12 protein-coding genes and 1 pseudogene are annotated in these 15,459 nt (G+C 72.9%); 8 read left to right on the forward strand and 5 right to left on the reverse strand.

All coding sequences use genetic code 11. The features are described from left to right. Nucleotides 1-60 precede the first annotated feature (60 nt). A complete protein-coding gene (locus tag ACH4T9_RS14650; protein WP_396672902.1) occupies nucleotides 61-1,200 on the forward strand; it encodes a DUF3103 family protein in 1,140 nt (379 codons plus the stop codon). A 61-nt stretch (nucleotides 1,201-1,261) separates the two neighbouring features. Here the strand turns inward: ACH4T9_RS14650 and ACH4T9_RS14655 are convergent, their stop codons facing one another. Then, entirely contained in the window at nucleotides 1,262-2,707 is a 1,446-nt protein-coding gene (locus tag ACH4T9_RS14655) for a cellulase family glycosylhydrolase (RefSeq protein WP_396672901.1), read from the reverse strand. 333 nt (nucleotides 2,708-3,040) lie between these two features. Next, on the reverse strand, nucleotides 3,041-4,054 hold the full coding sequence (locus tag ACH4T9_RS14660; RefSeq protein ID WP_396672900.1) for a LacI family DNA-binding transcriptional regulator: 1,014 nt from the start codon (nucleotides 4,052-4,054) through the stop codon (nucleotides 3,041-3,043). Nucleotides 4,055-4,528: 474 nt separating this feature from the next. Here ACH4T9_RS14660 and ACH4T9_RS14665 point away from each other — a divergent pair. The 6 genes and pseudogenes from ACH4T9_RS14665 to ACH4T9_RS14690 all read left to right on the forward strand — a co-directional run. Next, nucleotides 4,529-5,712, forward strand: a pseudogene (locus ACH4T9_RS14665) (Cmx/CmrA family chloramphenicol efflux MFS transporter); the annotation flags it as partial. Between the two features lie 102 nt (nucleotides 5,713-5,814). Next, nucleotides 5,815-7,482, forward strand: a complete 1,668-nt coding sequence (araB, locus tag ACH4T9_RS14670) for a ribulokinase (RefSeq protein ID WP_396672899.1) — start codon at nucleotides 5,815-5,817, stop codon at nucleotides 7,480-7,482. A 215-nt stretch (nucleotides 7,483-7,697) separates the two neighbouring features. Continuing rightward, a complete protein-coding gene (locus ACH4T9_RS14675; protein WP_396672898.1) occupies nucleotides 7,698-8,333 on the forward strand; it encodes an RICIN domain-containing protein in 636 nt (211 codons plus the stop codon). Between the two features lie 149 nt (nucleotides 8,334-8,482). After that, nucleotides 8,483-9,490: an ion transporter gene (locus tag ACH4T9_RS14680; RefSeq protein ID WP_396672897.1), complete on the forward strand. Its 1,008-nt coding sequence runs from the start codon at nucleotides 8,483-8,485 to the stop codon at nucleotides 9,488-9,490. Between the two features lies 1 nt (nucleotide 9,491). After that, on the forward strand, nucleotides 9,492-10,247 hold the full coding sequence (locus tag ACH4T9_RS14685; RefSeq protein ID WP_396672896.1) for a dienelactone hydrolase family protein: 756 nt from the start codon (nucleotides 9,492-9,494) through the stop codon (nucleotides 10,245-10,247). 117 nt (nucleotides 10,248-10,364) lie between these two features. After that, on the forward strand, nucleotides 10,365-11,237 hold the full coding sequence (locus tag ACH4T9_RS14690; RefSeq protein WP_396672895.1) for an LLM class flavin-dependent oxidoreductase: 873 nt from the start codon (nucleotides 10,365-10,367) through the stop codon (nucleotides 11,235-11,237). 66 nt (nucleotides 11,238-11,303) lie between these two features. On the opposite strand, the gene ACH4T9_RS14695 is transcribed toward ACH4T9_RS14690, so the two are convergent. Next, nucleotides 11,304-12,662 (reverse strand): carbohydrate-binding protein, encoded by a 1,359-nt coding sequence (locus ACH4T9_RS14695; protein WP_396672894.1) that lies wholly within the window; start codon nucleotides 12,660-12,662, stop codon nucleotides 11,304-11,306. A gap of 134 nt (nucleotides 12,663-12,796) precedes the next feature. On the opposite strand from ACH4T9_RS14695, the gene ACH4T9_RS14700 reads away from it, so the two are divergent. Beyond that, complete coding sequence (locus tag ACH4T9_RS14700; protein WP_396672893.1) at nucleotides 12,797-13,363, forward strand: snapalysin family zinc-dependent metalloprotease; 567 nt, start codon at nucleotides 12,797-12,799, stop codon at nucleotides 13,361-13,363. A 171-nt stretch (nucleotides 13,364-13,534) separates the two neighbouring features. On the opposite strand, the gene ACH4T9_RS14705 is transcribed toward ACH4T9_RS14700, so the two are convergent. Further along, a complete protein-coding gene (locus ACH4T9_RS14705; protein WP_396672892.1) occupies nucleotides 13,535-14,464 on the reverse strand; it encodes a diacylglycerol/lipid kinase family protein in 930 nt (309 codons plus the stop codon). Between the two features lie 87 nt (nucleotides 14,465-14,551). Continuing rightward, nucleotides 14,552-15,379, reverse strand: a complete 828-nt coding sequence (locus ACH4T9_RS14710; RefSeq protein ID WP_396672891.1) for an amidohydrolase family protein — start codon at nucleotides 15,377-15,379, stop codon at nucleotides 14,552-14,554. Nucleotides 15,380-15,459 lie beyond the last annotated feature (80 nt).

A 15,459-nucleotide genomic window follows, 5' to 3' on the forward strand; every position in this document is an offset into this window, starting at 1 on the left:
TGTATATCTTCTCTGCACCGTCGCCACGAGCCGGCGGTCGGACCATGCAGAGGAGCCCGCGTGCACACTCCCACCCTCCGCCGCGCCGCGCTTGCGGCCGGCCTCGCGGCGGCCGTCCTGGCCACCCCGGTTGCCACCCCCGCGTACGCCTTCCCCGAGCACCGGGGCCCCGCGCCAGCCGCCGCCCCGGCCGGCGCCGTCCTCTCGGTCACCGACGGGCTGGCCCGTCGGCTCGCCGGGGCCCTCGCCGACCCGGCGGCGACCCGGGCGGTCCTCGCGGCCACCGCCGACGGCCCGGCCGACCTGCTCGCCGTCCCGCTCGCGGCAGCGGGCCTGCCCGCCGAGGCGCGGGCCGCGAACCGGCGGGTGCTCGCGGCCAAGGGCCTGCCGGCAACGGCCGGGTCGCTGCTGCGGCTGCGCTGGGCCACCCCGGACATGCGCGCCGCGGCGACCCGGGGCGCGGTTCCGCTGGTGGCGGCGACCCCCACCGACGACGAACTGACGAGCGTCACCGCCTACGACCGGGCTGCCCGGCCGGTGCTGCTGGACGCCGCCCGGGTTCCCGACCGCCCGGTGCTGCTGGTGGAGGTCGACACCGGCCGGGCGCTGTCCGCCGGCCTGAAGCTGATGCGCGGGGAACTGGCCCGCCGGGGCATCACCGACACCGCCGCCGCGCGGGCGGCGACCACCGCGCGGACCGCGGCGGCGTCCGGCTACTGGGCCACGAAAGTCGACGCGGTACGGCTCAACGACGACCACGAGCCGTGGCTCAAGGGCGACGCCGAGATCTACAGCCTCGTGGCCGGGTTCGGGCTCGACGGCAAGCCCACGGTCGACCTGGTCCAGATGCCCTACCTCGACCACGACGGCACCACCTACCGCCCGAACCAGCTCCTGGTGCACTTCTCGGCCTACAAGTACAACCTGGCCGACGTGGTGATGATGGAGGACGACGGCGACACCAACTACAAGGCCCTGGTCCAGGCGATCGTCGGCGCGCTGCTGGTGATCGTGGACGGCGGGGTGTACCAGCCGCTGGTGAGCGCGATCCTCGACGCCATCCCGACCTCCTGGTACACCGACGACCCGGACTACGTGGACTCCTGGTACACCCTGTCCACCGCCAGCAGCGGCCGGCTGGGCGGCGCGGCCGGTAACGGCTGGTTCGACGTCTCCCCGTACTTCGTGCAGCCGCTCTGATTACGACGTACCCGGTGGGGCCGCCGAGCGCGGGCGGTCCCACCGGGTACGGGTGGCGGGCTCAGCTGGTGGGGAAGTTGTCCGGGGTGCGGATCCGGTTGCGCATGAAGGTGCCGGACTCGGTCAGCACGGAGGGGCCGGTGTACGTCCCGCCGTAGCAGGTGCCCGGGCGGAACGCGGCGCTGCCCTCGTCGGCGTCCGAGAACGTCCAGTTGGCGTAGCTGATCTTCAGCCGGTCCAGCAGGTCCAGCCAGGCGGTGCTGCTGGCCGCGTCCACGGCGCCGCCACCGGTGTACGTGACGGTGCCGAACTCGGTGACGAACATGGGCAGCCGGGCGGCGGCGCGCTCCAGTTCGGCGCGGTAGCTGTCCCTGTGCGACGCGGCGTAGAAGTGGAACGCGTACATGATGTTGCCGGCGTTCACCGGGTTGTTGACGACCTCGGTGGAGTTGCCGCCCTCGGACACCCCGAGCGAGGACCAGGCGCGGGTGCCGACGACGATGACCGCGTCCGGGTCGTTGGCGCGGATGACCGGGATGACCTGTTCGGCGTAGTTCTTGATGGTCGACCAGCTCACGCCGTTGGGCTCGTTGGTGATCTCGTAGATGACATTGTTCTTGCTGGCGTGCCGGGCCGACACGGCGGCGAAGAACGTCTTGGCCCGCGCCAGGTTGAACATCGGGTCGCCGGGCGTCAGCGTGTGGAAGTCGATCAGCGCGTACATGCCGCGCTCGGTGGCCTCGTCGACCAGCGTGTTGACCCGGTTGGTGAAGCCGGCGGGGTCGGTCTCGTAGCCGTCCTCCTGCACGTACATCGAGACGCGCAGCAGGTCGGCCAGCCAGTCCTTGGACAGCGCGTCGAGGGACGCGTCGTTGTAGCACTGGGAGAACCACTGGAGGCCGTGGGTGCTCATGCCCCGCAGCTGGATCGGCCTGCCGTACTGGTTGCACAGGTTGACCCCGCACACCCGGAGCTGGCCGTTGATCGCCACGGGCGTCGTGCCCCCCGGCGGCGGCGTGGTGGGCGGGGGCGTCGTCGGCGGGGGAGTGCTGGTCGGCGGCGGCGCGGTGGTGGGCGTCGTCCCGCCCGTGCACACCGTGCCGTTGAGCGTGAACGACGTCGGCGCCGGGTTGCTGCTCGTCCAGGAGCCGTTGAAGCCGATGTTGGTGCTCGCTCCGGTGGCCAGCGAACCGTTGTAGCTCAGGCTCTGGGCGGTGACGGCGCTGCCGGTCTGGTTGAAGGTGGCCGACCAGCCCTGCACCACCCGCTGCCCGGAGTGGGGGAAGCTGAAGCCGAGGGTCCAGCCGCTGACCGCGGCCCCGAGGTTCTTGATGGTGACCGAGGCGGTGAACCCGCCGGCCCAGCTGTTGGTCGTGTAGGTGACGGCGCAGCCGGTGGCCGCGATGGCGTTGGTGGCCGGCAGGACCGCCGTCGCGCCCAGGGTCAGCGCGCCGACGGCGCCTGCCATGGCCAGGTGTCGTCGGGACGGGCGGGGGACTCTCTTCATCGGACCGTCTCTTCCGTCGGGGGTGGTGGGGCGGGGCCCGGGACGGGGGTCGCCCCGGCGGTGGGGGTGTGGTGCGGGACGTGCCTACGCGCGCATCCGCCCGATCGGCGGAGTCCTCGGGAGCGCTCCCACGGCAGCTTAAAGGCGTCCGTAACCTTCATGCAACATGTCGATACATCGAAGTCCGCGAAGCCCGCTGCCCGGTTCGACGACCCGCGGACGCCGGCCGGCGTCGTACGGCGGTGCGGCGATGCCGTACCTGCGGTCCCGTGTGGTGCGTGCCGTGCCGGGCGGTGCCCTGCGGTCCGGCGTGATGCGTGCGGCGTGGTGCGGTCAGTGGGCGCGCGTGCTGTGCCGGACGATCAGCGGGGTGGCGAGCTCGATGCGGTGGCTGCCCAGTTCCTCGCCGTCCATCAGGTTGAGCAGCATCCGGGCGGCCATCCCCGCCATCTCGGTCAGCGGCTGGCGGACGGTGGTGAGCGGCGGCACCACCCACCGCGCGGCGTCCAGGTCGTCGAAGCCGACGACGCTCAAGTCGTCGGGCACTCGCAGCCCGCGCTCGTAGAGGGCCTCGTACGCCCCCCAGGCCATCTCGTCGGAGCACGCGAAGATCGCGGTGGGCGGCCGGGTCAGGTCGAGCAGGGCGTTCGTCTCCCGGTAGCCCGACGGTGAGGTGAAGTCCCCGGCGCGGACGTAGCCGGCGGGGATCCGCCGCCCGGCGGCGTCCATGGCGGCGCGGTACCCGTCGACCCGGGCCCGGCTGCACGGCACGGCGGCCGGCCCGCCGATCACGGCGATCCGCTGGTGCCCGAGGCCGAGCAGGTGCTCGGTGGCGGCCCGCCCGCCCGCCCAGTTCGTGGCGCCGACGGAGGGGATGTCCGCCTCGGGCTGCCCGGCCGGGTCGATGATCACCACCGGGATGCCCAGCTCGTCGAGCTGCCCGCGCTGGCCGGTCGAGATGTCGGACAGCACGAGGAGCACGCCGTCGCAGCGCCGGGCGGCGAGCTGCTCGGTCCACCGGCGGTCGGGGCGGTTGCGGTGCCGGCCGTGCACCGCGGAGACGACCACGCCGAACCCGGCACGGTAGGCGAACTCCTCCACCCCGTCGATGATCTGCATCGCCCACGGGCTGCCCAGGTCCCGCAGCACCAGGTCGATCAGCCCGGCCCGGGCAGCCGGCCGGCTGGACCCGCGCGCGGTGTAGCCACGCTCGTCGAGCAGCGTCTGCACTCGCCGGCGGGTGCCCGGCGCGACGTCGGGTCGGCCGTTGAGCACCTTCGAGACGGTGGGGACCGACACGCCGGCGGCGTGCGCGATCTCCGCCAGCGTCGCCCGCCGCTGCTCCATCACATCTCCCTCACGAGGTCGGCCCGGCCGCAGCATATCCCGAAACTTTCGGCGGTCGGCCCTCCCGGAACCGGTGCCGGTCCAGTCGTCGCGGCTGTTTCCTCCTCCACCACCGCCCGGCAGCCGAAACATCTCCGAAAGCTCCGGTCGCCCGGGGCCGGCCGCGGACACTCGATGGCCAGCATCTTGACGGCGATGTATGCGAGCGCTGTCGTGCGGCGCGAGGTTGACGACACGCGCCCCGGGGCATAAACCGGTTGCGTGTTGACCGGTGGTTTTGAGTAGTGTTCGCGCCATGTCGAGCCCTGAGGCATCCAAGGTGGGGGCTTTCGGTCACGCCGTCAGCCCCCTGAGCCACTGAGTTCATCGCCCGCTCCCCAGCAGTCTCGCTGCATGGGACATTCGCGCGCGCCCCTGGGGTGCTGGCCGCGGTGACGAGACGTCTCCCCGTTTCCGCTCACCTCGGAGCTCTTGATGCCTCTGCCGCTCTACCTGCTTGCCGTGGCGGTCTTCGCCATGGGCACCTCGGAGTTCATGCTCGCCGGCTTGGTGCCGGACATCGCCACGAGCCTCGGCGTGTCGGTCGGGGCCGCCGGGCTTCTGACCTCGGCGTTCGCTGCCGGGATGATCGTCGGTGCGCCGCTGATGGCGGCGCTTGCGCGCTGGTGGCCCGCCCGGGCCAGCCTGCTGGGCTTCGTGCTGGTTTTCGCCGTGGCCCACGTGGCAGGCGCCCTCACCACGAGTTTCGCGGTTCTGTTTGTCACCCGGGTGATCGCCGCCCTGGCCAACGCGGGCTTCCTGGCTGTGGCACTGAGCACGGCGGCCACGCTCGTCGCATCTGATCAGAAAGGGCGCGCGCTGGCGGTGCTGCTCTCGGGTACGACGGTGGCCACCATCGCCGGGGTTCCCGGCGGTGCGGTGCTCGGCACGTTGCTCGGCTGGCGGGCGACCTTCTGGGCGATCGCACTGCTCTGCCTTCCCGCTGCCTTCGGCGTCGTGAAGGGCATCCCGGCCCGTGTCGGAAGGACCCCTCGGGACACTCGGGCCGGCTTGTCTCTTCGGCACGAGATCGCCCAACTCGCGATGCCCAGGCTGCTCCTGGTCATGCTGCTCGGTGCCCTGGTCAACGCTGCCACCTTCGCCACGTTCACCTTCCTGACACCGATCGTGACTGACACCGCCGGCCTGGGCGAGCTGTGGGTCTCGGTCGCGCTGGTGCTCTTTGGCGTTGGGTCCTTCGTCGGCGTCACCCTCGCGGGACGGCTCTCCGATCAGCGTCCCGGCATCGTGATCGCTGTCGGTGGCCCGTTGCTGTTGCTCGGCTGGGTCGCGTTGGCGACCCTGGCCGCCCAGCCGGTGGCGCTTCTGCTCCTCGTGTTCGTGCAGGGCACGCTCTCCTTCGCGTTGGGCAGCACCCTGATCGCCAGGGTGCTCTACGAGGCAGCGGGCGCCCCCACCATGGGAGGGTCCTATGCGACCGCGGCGCTCAACATCGGCGCTGCTGGCGGCCCCGTCGTTGCGGCAGCGACCCTCGGGGCCGATGCTGGCGACCTCGGCCCGGTGTGGGTCAGCGGCCTCCTGGTGGCGGTCGCACTGCTCATCGGCCTGCCGCTGCGGCGATTCATCGCACCCCGCGTCGGCCAGCCGATGCGATGACCCACGCGAACGCTCCGTCGCGGGCCGAGGGTCTCGGGCCGAGGGACGGCGGCGACCGATCGAGCGTTGCCGAAGATGTCGCGAGCGGGTGAGCGGAGGGTGTCATGAGCGTTTCGCCAGGGCCAGGGGACCGGTACGTCGTCGGTGTCGACTACGGCACGCTGTCGGGTCGGGCGCTGGTGGTGCGCGTCGGCGACGGCGCCGAGCTGGGCACGGCGGTGCACGACTACCGGCACGGCGTGCTGGACTCGGCGCTCGCCGTCGACGGGCGGGCGCTGCCGGCGGACTGGGCCCTGCAGGACCCGCAGGACTACCGCGACGTGCTGCGACACGCGGTCCCGGCCGCCCTGGCCGCCAGCGGCATCGACCCACGTCGCGTCGTCGGCGTCGGCATCGACTTCACGGCCTGCACGGTGCTGCCCACCCTGGCCGACGGCACCCCGCTGTGTGAGCTGCCCGAGCTGCGCACCCGCCCGCACGCCTGGGTCAAGCTGTGGAAGCACCACGCCGCCCAGCCCCAGGCCGACCGGATCAACGCCCTGGCCCACGCCCGCGGCGAGCCGTGGATCGGCCGCTACGGCGGGAAGATCTCCGCCGAGGGGCAGTTCGCCAAGGGCCTGCAACTGCTGGAGGAGGACCCGGAGGTCTACCACCGGGCCGAGCGGTGGATCGAGGCCGCCGACTGGATCGTCTGGCAGCTCTGCGGCGTCGAGACCCGCAACGTGTGCGGCGCCGGCTACAAGGGCCTCTACCAGGACGGCCGGTACCCGTCCCGGGACTACCTGACCGCCCTGCACCCCGGCTTCGCCGACTTCGCCGCCAAGATCGATGGTCCGCTCGCCCCGCTGGGCGCCCGGGCCGGCGGGCTGACCGCGCGGGCCGCGGCGTGGACCGGCCTGCCCGAGGGCGTCACCGTGGCGGTCGGCAACATCGACGCCCACGTCACCGCCGCCGCCGCGCGGGCCCTCGCCCCGGGCCGGCTGGTCGTCATCATGGGCACCTCCGCCTGCCACATGGTCAACGCCACCGAGCCGGCCGAGGTGGCCGGCATGTGCGGCGTCGTGGACGGCGGGATCAGCGCCGGCTCCTGGGGCTACGAGGCCGGCCAGAGCGCCGTCGGCGACATCTTCGGCTGGTACGTCGCGCACGCCGCCCCCGCCGGCTACGCCTCGCACGAGGCGCTGACCGCTGCCGCCGCCGCCCAGCCCGTCGGCGCGCACGGCCTGGTGGCGCTGGACTGGTGGAACGGCAACCGCTCCCCGTTGGTCAACCACGACCTCAGCGGGCTGATCGTCGGGCTCACCCTGGCCACCCGGCCGCCGGACGTCTACCGTGCCCTGCTGGAGTCCACCGCGTACGGCACCCGCATGATCATCGAGGCGTACGCCGAGGCGGGCGTGCCGGTCGACGAGCTGATCGTGGCCGGGGGGCTCACCGCCAACGCCCTGTTGATGCAGATCTACGCCGACGTCACGAAGCGCCCGCTGGGCATCATCGGCTCCGCGCAGGGCCCGGCACTGGGCTCGGCGATCCACGCGGCGGTCGCCGCCGGCGCGTACCCCGACGTGCCGGCCGCCTCGGCGGCGATGGGCCGGGTCGACCGCGACGTGTACCGGCCCGACCCGGAGCGGGCCCGCGCCTACGACGCGCTGTACGCCGAGTACCGGCGGCTGCACGACCACTTCGGCCGGGGCGGCGACGACGTGCTGTTACGCCTGCGCGCCATCCGCAACGCCGCCCGACGGGCGGCCGACCGCGACCCGGCCGGGTAGGCGGCGGCCCTCTCGGGGTGATGCATGAGCCCGAAGCCGCGCCCCGAGGCGGCGCGGCCCACCGCTCGGATCGCGCGGCCGACGCTCCCGGCCGGGGCGCTGCGACGAGTCGACTCTGCCCGGTGCTGTCCGGGAAACCACCGGACAGCACCGGCCGCCGCGATGCTGGATCGACCTGGTCACCGTCCGATTACCACAACAGGCAAGGAGCTGTAGTGATCGAAGTAAGCGGAAAGACACAGTCGGGAAGCCTGCCCGGCAGGTCACGCGATCGCCGGGGGACCCTGCGTGTCGCGCTGGAGTCGCTGCTCGGTGTGTTCCTGGCCAGCGGCCTGCTGCTGCTCGGCGCCGGTGCAGCCCAGGCCGGCGCGGGCACGCCGCAGGCTCGGGGGAGTGCGGCACTGGGAACTCAGGCGATCGACTACTACGAGTTCCGCGCGCAGCACAGTGAGAAGTGCCTGGACGTGGCGAACGCCAGCACCGCCCACCTCACGCCGATCGTGCAGGGCAACTGTTGGGGCGGGACGAACCAGCACTGGCGGTGGATCGCGGTCGGGAACGGCTACTACGAGATCCGGGCGCAGCACAGTGACAAGTGCCTGGACGTGGCGAACGCCAGCACCGCCCACGGCACGCCGGTCGTGCAGGGCAACTGCTGGGGCGGGACGAACCAGCACTGGCGTTTCGTCCTGCTCTCCAACGGCTTCTACGAGATCCGGGCGCGACACAGTGACAAGTGCCTGGACGTGGCGAACGCCAGCACCGCCCACGCCGCCCGGGTCGTGCAGGGCGACTGTTGGGGTGGAACCAACCAGCACTGGCGGCTCGCGTACGCCGGAACCTGGGGCTGATCCCGACGGTGCTCCTGTGGTGGGTCAGGCTCCGCGCTCGTGGCGGGGTCTGACCCCGTCGGTGGCGGTCATCGTGCGACGCGGCTCGCGTACGCCCGGCCCGGCCGGCGCGTGACGTCGCCGGTCGGTGCCCTCGGTAGGGTGGGGCCATGCTCGACGTACCCTGGCCGGCGTCGACCGAGGACCGACCGGGGCGCCGGGCCGGGCCGCCAGGGCTGGCCGGGTGGTGCCTACGGGTCGTCCGGTCGCGGCTCTTCGAGGTCGCCATCGTCGTGCTCATCATGGCCAACGGGGTGGTGCTCGGCGTCGAGACGTACCCCGATCTGGGGCCGGCGCGGCCGGTGCTGCAATGGCTGGAGTGGGTCTTCCGGGCCGCCTTCGTCGCCGAGATCGCCGTCCGGGTGCTGGCCTACGGTCGCCGGCCGCAGGACTTCTTCCGGCACGGATGGAACGTCTTCGACTTCGTCGTGACAGTCGCGATCTTCCTGCCCGGCCTGCACGGCGACTCCGCGTTGCTGCGCGTCGTGCGGGTCGCCCGGATGCTGCGGTTGGTGCGGTTCTCGCCCGGGCTGCGCACCATCGTCGCGGCGCTGTTGCGCAGCCTGCCCGGCGTCGCCGGTTTCCTCGCGCTGGCCGGGGTGACCCTCTACGTGTACGGGATGGCCGGCTGGCTCATCTTCGGCGAGGCCCAGCCGGAGCAGTACGGCGACATCGGACGGTCGCTGCTGACCCTGTTCGTGCTGCTGTCCCTGGAGACGCTGCCGGACCTCGTCGAGCAGGGCATGGCCCTGTCCCCGTGGACCCTGGTCTACTACGTCAGCTACGTCATCATCACCGTGAACCTGCTGCTCAACATCCTGATCGCGGTCATCGTCAACTCGATGGAGGAGGCCCGTCGGCTGGAGATGACCGAGCGGCTCGGGCCCGGCTACGACGAGGACGGCGACGGGGTGCCCGACGAGGTGGACCGGATCGCGCTCACGCAGCGACTGGACGACCTGCGGGCCGTCATCGGCGAGCTGGAGCGGGAACTGCGCATCGACCGGGACGACCGGCCGCCCCGACCGCGCCGCGACCCGGGGGAGCCGGGCACCGAAACCGGGGCCGCCAGCCGGGCGGATAGGGTGCGGGCCGGACGACGACCCGACGGAGGATGACGTGGCGCACACGACGACGGTGGACGTGCCGGTGGGTGACGGCGTCGCCGACGCGATCCTGGCCCGGCCGGACGGCGACGGACCGTTCCCGGCCGTGCTGTTCTTCATGGACGCGTTCGGCCTGCGACCCCGGCTGGTCGAGATGGCCGGGCGGATCGCCTCCCGGGGGCACGTCGTGCTGGCGCCCAACCTGTTCCACCGGGCCGGCCGGGCCCCGCTGTTCGACCTCTCCCGCCTGGACGACCCGGAGGAGCGCGGCCGGGCCTTCGAGCGGATCATGCCGCTCGTCGCCGCGCTGACCCCTGAGGTGGTGGCCGGGGACGCGGCGGCCTACCTGGACTTCCTGGCCACCCGGGACGACGTCGCGTCCGGCCCGGTCGTGGTCACCGGCTACTGCATGGGCGGTACGAACGCCCTGCGCGCCATCGAGGCGCATCCCGACCGGATCGCGGCGATGGCCAGCTTCCACGCCGGCCGGGTCGTCACCGACTCACCGGACAGCCCTCACCTGGGCGTCGGCTCGGTGACCGGCGAGCTGTACTTCGCCCACGCCGACCAGGACCGGTCCATGACGCCCGAGCATGTCGCGACGCTGGAGGCGGCGCTCGACGCGGCCGGGGTCCGGCACCGGTCCGAGCTGTACGTCGGCGCCGCCCACGGGTTCACCATGGCCGACACCGCCGCCTACGACGAGCGGGCCGCCGAGCGGCACTGGGCCGCCCTGTTCGACCTGCTGGACCGCACCTTCCGCGGCTGAGCGCCTTCGAGAAGGTGGGGATCGGGTTCGGTGTCCCGTGGCAGCCGCCGGCCCTTCGGACGCCGCGACGAACACCGGTGTTTGAGTCACCCCGCCGCGCCGGGAGACAATACCGGCATGACGGATCTCGGTGTGGTGTTCCTGCCGCAGTCGCCGCCGGAGCGACTGCGCGACATCGCCCTGGCCGCCGACGAGGCCGGGCTTGAGGAGCTGTGGCTCTGGGAGGACTGCTTCCTGGAAGGCGGCATCGCCACGGCCGCGGCCGCCCTGGCCTGGACCGGGCGGGTCCGCGTCGGGGTGGGCCTGCTGCCGGTGCCGCTGCGCAACGTGGCGCTGACCGCGATGGAGGTCGCCACCCTCGAACGGCTCTTCCCTGGCCGGTTCCGCATCGGCGTGGGCCACGGCGTGCAGGACTGGATGGGGCAGGTGGGAGCCCGGGTCGAGTCGCCGTTGACCCTGCTGCGGGAGTACCTCACGGCGCTGCGAGCGCTGCTGGCCGGGGAGCGGGTGACGACCGAGGGCCGGTACGTGCGGCTCTCCGAGGTGGCGCTGGACTGGCCTCCGCCGGCCCCGGTCCCGCTGCTGGCCGGGGCGACGGGGCCGAAGTCCATGCGGCTGTGCGGCGCCGCCGCCGACGGCGTGGTGCTCACCGGCGGCACCACTCCGCAGGGGGTACGCGACGCGCTCGCACTCGTCGCCGAGGGCCGCGAAGAGGCCGGGCGGGTCGGCGCGTACCCGGTCGTCGTCTACCTGCACGCGGCCACCGGCCCGGACGCCGACGCGCGGTTGGAGCGGGAGCGGGAACGCCGGGGCTACTCGACAATGGCGGACCGGGCTGTCTCCGGCGACGCCGAAGCGGTGGCGGCCGGGGTGCGGCGGTGGGCCGAGGCGGGGGCGGACACGATCGTCCTGCAACCGACCCCGGACGATCCCGACCCGGAGGGCTTCGTACGCTTCGTCGCCCGGGACGTCCGTCCGCTGCTGGCCTGATCGACGCGCCGGCCGGGGCGCGTCCGGCCCGGTCCGCGCCGGGCCGGACGCCACGCGGGGCCCGCCTCAGCGGGACTGGAGGGCCCGTACGTTGTCGCCGAACGTCCAGCCCTTCGACCCGTCCCAGTTGATCGACCAGGTCATCAGGCCCTTGAGCCCGCTGATGCTGTTGTACGCCTGCGACACCAGGGACGGGGTCATGTAGCCACCGCCCGCTCCGGGCTGCGCGGGAAGGCCGGGCACCTGCTTGTCGTACGGAACCTTGATCGTAGTGCCTTGGATCGTCAGCCCGTTGTTGAGGCACTGGGTCTGCACGGTGAAGCCCTGCACGGTGCCGGCCGAATAGGAGTCACCGGAGCAGCCGTACATCGAGCCGTTGTAGTACTGCATGTTCAGCCACCACAGCCGGCCGTTGTCGGCGTACTTCTTGATGATCGGCAGGTACGCGCCCCAGATCGAGCCGTAGGTGACGCTGCCGCCGGTGACGTACGCGGTCTCCGGCGCCATGGTGAGGCCGAACCCGGCGGGCATCTGGGCGAGCACGCCGTCGATGATTCGGATCAGGTTCGCCTGCGACGCCGAGAGTTGGTTGATGTTGCCGCTGCCGGTCAGGCCGGTCTCGATGTCGATGTCGATGCCGTCGAAGTTGTAGCGCTTGAGGATCGGCACGATGGTGGCGACGAACCGGTCGGCGACGGTCGCCGAGCCGAGGTCGATGCCGGCCGCCGCGCCGCCGATGGACATCAGGACGGTCAGGCCGGCGGCTTTGGCCCGGCACATCTCCGCCGGGGTGGGCACCTTCACGGTGACGTCCATGCCGTCCTCCCACAGCGCGGTGCCGTCGGCGCGGATCACCGGGAACGCGGCGGTGACCACGTTGTACCCGTGGGCGGTGATCCGGGAGTCGGTGATCGGGATCCAGCCCAGCGGCGGGTGCACGCCGTTGGCCGCGCCGTCCCAGTTCTCCCAGTAGCCCTGGAGCACCTTGCCGGCCGGCCTCGGCTTGACCGCGCAGGTCTCGTCGCCCGGCGGAGGCGTCGTGGTCGGCGTCGGTGTCGGTGTGGGCGGTGCGGTCGGCGACGCGGTGGGGGAGGGCGACGAGGACGCGGTGGGCGTGGGGGAGGGGGTGCCGTCGCAGGGCCCGAGGTCCTTCCACAGCGAGGGCGCGGCTGCGGGGTTCCAGCCCGCGCCGGCCGGCGGGGTGTGCGTCACGAGGGCCTGGTAGATCCGGCCGGCGTAGCTGACCCGGGTGCCCGCCGGATAGCTGGTGCCCTCGGCCCAGCCGGGGGCGGAGCAGGCCACGGCGGCGACCGTCGCCGGGTCGGTGGCCGCCGCGGCGAGACCGCCCGTGGCGGTTAGGGCCCCGGTGGCGACGACCAGCGTCGCCCCTGCCAGCAGGGCGGTGGCCCCGCGTCGAAGCTTCATGACATCCCCTCTCGTCGATGGGCGGGAGCGTATCAGTAAAGATTGTTAAATGTAAGGAGGGTTGCTATCGATCTATGTCGATGAATACGCTGACCCGGTCCCCGCTCGCCCCGTCACTCAGTGGAGCGTGACCCATGCGTCTGTCCAAGGTTTCCCGGATCCTCGCCACCCTCGCCGCCGCCGCGATGGCGACGCTCGGCCTCACCGCCGTGCAGGCCGCGCCGGCCTCCGCCGCCGTCAGCAACGTCTGCTACAACACCAGCCAGGCTGGCCCCTTCGCCAGCTACGCCAACCAGGCCGCCACGATCTGGAACAACTACACCAACAACATCAACATGGCCCAGTGCGGCTCGAACCTGGTGATCTCCTACACCTACGGCGGCGGCTCGTACGCCCAGCGCACGAGCCTCGGCAACGGTCGCGTCGTCATCGACTACTACCAGGCCCAGCAGTACAGCCCGCTGCGGATCATGACCCACGAGATCGGGCACATCCTCGGCCTGCCGGACAACTACAACGGCAACTGCGCCCTCCTGATGTCCGGCGGCAGCGCCGGCACCTCCTGCACCAACCCGTACCCGAGCGCCGCCGAGGCCGCCAGGGTCGACCAGCTCTTCGGCTTCGCACCCCGGAGCGCGACCGGCGCCGGCGTCTTCACCGGCAGCTGGCCGGCCCCGGCAACCGCCGGCGCCCAGCGCTGATCCCCCGACCACCCACCACCCCGGGGCCGGGGTCGGCGCACCGCGCCGGCCCCGGCCCCACCATGTGCGGTGATCAAGAGGTTTGCGTCGGACTCGGGCCGCAAACCTCTTGATCACCGCTTTCGCGCGGACGGCCGGAGGGCGTGCGGCCTGGGGCGGTGTGGCGGCCGGTCAGCGGTCCTCGGTGTCGGCGGGGGCCATCACCCGCAGCGCGTTGGCGGCCAGGCCGATCCGGATCGGGGTGTGGCCGCACAGCTCGCCGTCGACCTCGACGCGCGCCGGCCGGTCGGTCTCCAGCCACAGCTCGCCGACAGCGAGGAACGGGGTCTCGGCCAGCGTGCGGCGGTGACCCGTCGCCGCGTTGCGGGCCGTGTCCCGCAGCAGCCCGCGCCGGGTCGGCCCGCCGACCGGGTACGCGACCAGCAGCCGGTCGTCGGCGTCGGCGTCGGCCGTGATCGGCCGCCCGGCGTGGAAGCCGCCGTTGGCCACGTAGATCTGGTGGGTGTGGAACTCGTGCGTCGTTCCCCCGGTCCGGACGGTGGCCCGCAGCGCCCGATGCCGGGCCAGCAGCGCCAGCGCGGTGGCCGGGTACGCGAGCCGGCCGGTGACCCGTTTCAGGGCGGGGGGCGTCCGGAGCATGATGTCGGCCGACAGCCCGACGCCGACGTGGTTGGCGAACGGCACGTCCCCGGCCAGCCCCAGGTCGACGTCTATCACCTTGCCCTCGGCCAGGACGGCCACGGCGCTGTCGAGATCGAGCGGGAGGCCGAGGGTGCGGGCGAAGTTGTTGGTGGTGCCCAGCGGCAGCAGTCCCAGCGCGACGTCGCGGTGGGCGAGCAGCCGCGCGGCGGCGCTCTGCGTGCCGTCGCCGCCGCCCGCCACGAGCAGGTCCGGCCCGAGCGCGAGGGCGTCGTCCAGGCTCCGTTCCAGCTCGCCGGGGCGGTCGGCCGGGTAGCAGCCGAGCAGGGTGAAGCCGGCCTCCGCCAGCCGGGCACGGGCGTGCTCGTAGAGCCGGCGGCCCTGACGCGAGCGGGCGTTGACCACCAGCGCCGCCCGCCGCTCCCGCCGGATGGCCGCGCCCAACTCCTGCTTCGTCCGCATGGGTGCCGACCCTATCTCTCCGCCCGGTCCCGGGAGCCCCGCCGGAACTCCGTCGGGCCTCGGGAACGCCGGGCGGGATCGACTGCGTCAGCGTCGGCCCAGGGCGCGGCGGAGGTTGCCGCCGAACACGTCGGCCGCCTCGGCGGCGGAGAGCCCGTCCAGCCCGACCGGGTGCAGCGTCTGCGCGAACGACACGTGGTCCAGGCTGGGGGAGAAGTCCGAGCCCCAGTACAGCCGTGCCGGGCCGAAGCGGTCCAGCAGCAGGTCGACGAACGGCCGGGCGGCGGCGTGCGGGTACGCGTCGGCGGGGTCGCTGACGGCGTACAGGGCGGAGACCTTGACCCCGACGTGGGGCAGCCGGGCCAGCTCGGTGAGCGGGGCGAGCCGGCCCGCGACCGCCTCCGGGGTCGGGACCGTCGGGTGCCGGCCGGGCAGGCCGAGGTGGCTGAGGAGCACCGCGCACCCGTCGAGGGCGGCCGACGCCCGGCCGAGCCGGCCGGCGGCCTCCGGGGTGGCGTTGAGGCTGACCACCGCCGCCGCGTCGTTGAGCGACCCGGCGGCCGTCGCGGCCCAGTCGACGAACGCGTCGGCCGAGGCCGGGTCCGGCAGGTACGCGGCGACGCCCGCGAAGCCCGCCGACCGGATCCGGTCCAGGCCGCGCCGGTCCGTGCCGGTGGCCGGCAGGTACGCCAGCGGCGCGATCCAGTCGTGCTCGGCCGCGAGCCGCGCGAGATGGCCGTTGTTGCCGGCGAACTCCGGTGCGCCCTCGTAGCCGACCACGAGCGCCCGGTCGATGTCGTGTTCGCGACGCAACGTCTGGTAGACGGCGAATTCGTCGCCCCCGGCCGGGGACCGTCCGTAGCGGCCGGGGTAACCGTCGGCGAACAGGTGCAGGTGTGCGTCGGCGCGTGGCATGGCCGGACCCTAACCGATTCCGGCAGCACCATTGACGTGGGAGGACCCCTCCTTTAGGTTCTTGTCTCAATTAGGTCCGG

The sequence above is a fragment of the Micromonospora sp. NPDC020750 genome (genome assembly GCF_044334565.1).
Taxonomy (GTDB): Bacteria; Actinomycetota; Actinomycetes; order Mycobacteriales; family Micromonosporaceae; genus Micromonospora.

Bases quoted from the DNA above. Each gene is read 5' to 3' on its own strand.
- ACH4T9_RS14655 (WP_396672901.1), bottom strand. From the start codon at position 2,707: ATGAAGAGAGTCCCCCGCCCGTCCCGACGACACCTGGCCATGGCAGGC.
- ACH4T9_RS14660 (WP_396672900.1), bottom strand. From the start codon at position 4,054: ATGGAGCAGCGGCGGGCGACGCTGGCGGAGATCGCGCACGCCGCCGGC.
- araB (WP_396672899.1), top strand. From the start codon at position 5,815: ATGAGCGTTTCGCCAGGGCCAGGGGACCGGTACGTCGTCGGTGTCGAC.
- ACH4T9_RS14680 (WP_396672897.1), top strand. From the start codon at position 8,483: ATGCTCGACGTACCCTGGCCGGCGTCGACCGAGGACCGACCGGGGCGC.
- ACH4T9_RS14690 (WP_396672895.1), top strand. From the start codon at position 10,365: ATGACGGATCTCGGTGTGGTGTTCCTGCCGCAGTCGCCGCCGGAGCGA.
- ACH4T9_RS14695 (WP_396672894.1), bottom strand. From the start codon at position 12,662: ATGAAGCTTCGACGCGGGGCCACCGCCCTGCTGGCAGGGGCGACGCTG.
- ACH4T9_RS14700 (WP_396672893.1), top strand. From the start codon at position 12,797: ATGCGTCTGTCCAAGGTTTCCCGGATCCTCGCCACCCTCGCCGCCGCC.
- ACH4T9_RS14705 (WP_396672892.1), bottom strand. From the start codon at position 14,464: ATGCGGACGAAGCAGGAGTTGGGCGCGGCCATCCGGCGGGAGCGGCGG.
- ACH4T9_RS14710 (WP_396672891.1), bottom strand. From the start codon at position 15,379: ATGCCACGCGCCGACGCACACCTGCACCTGTTCGCCGACGGTTACCCC.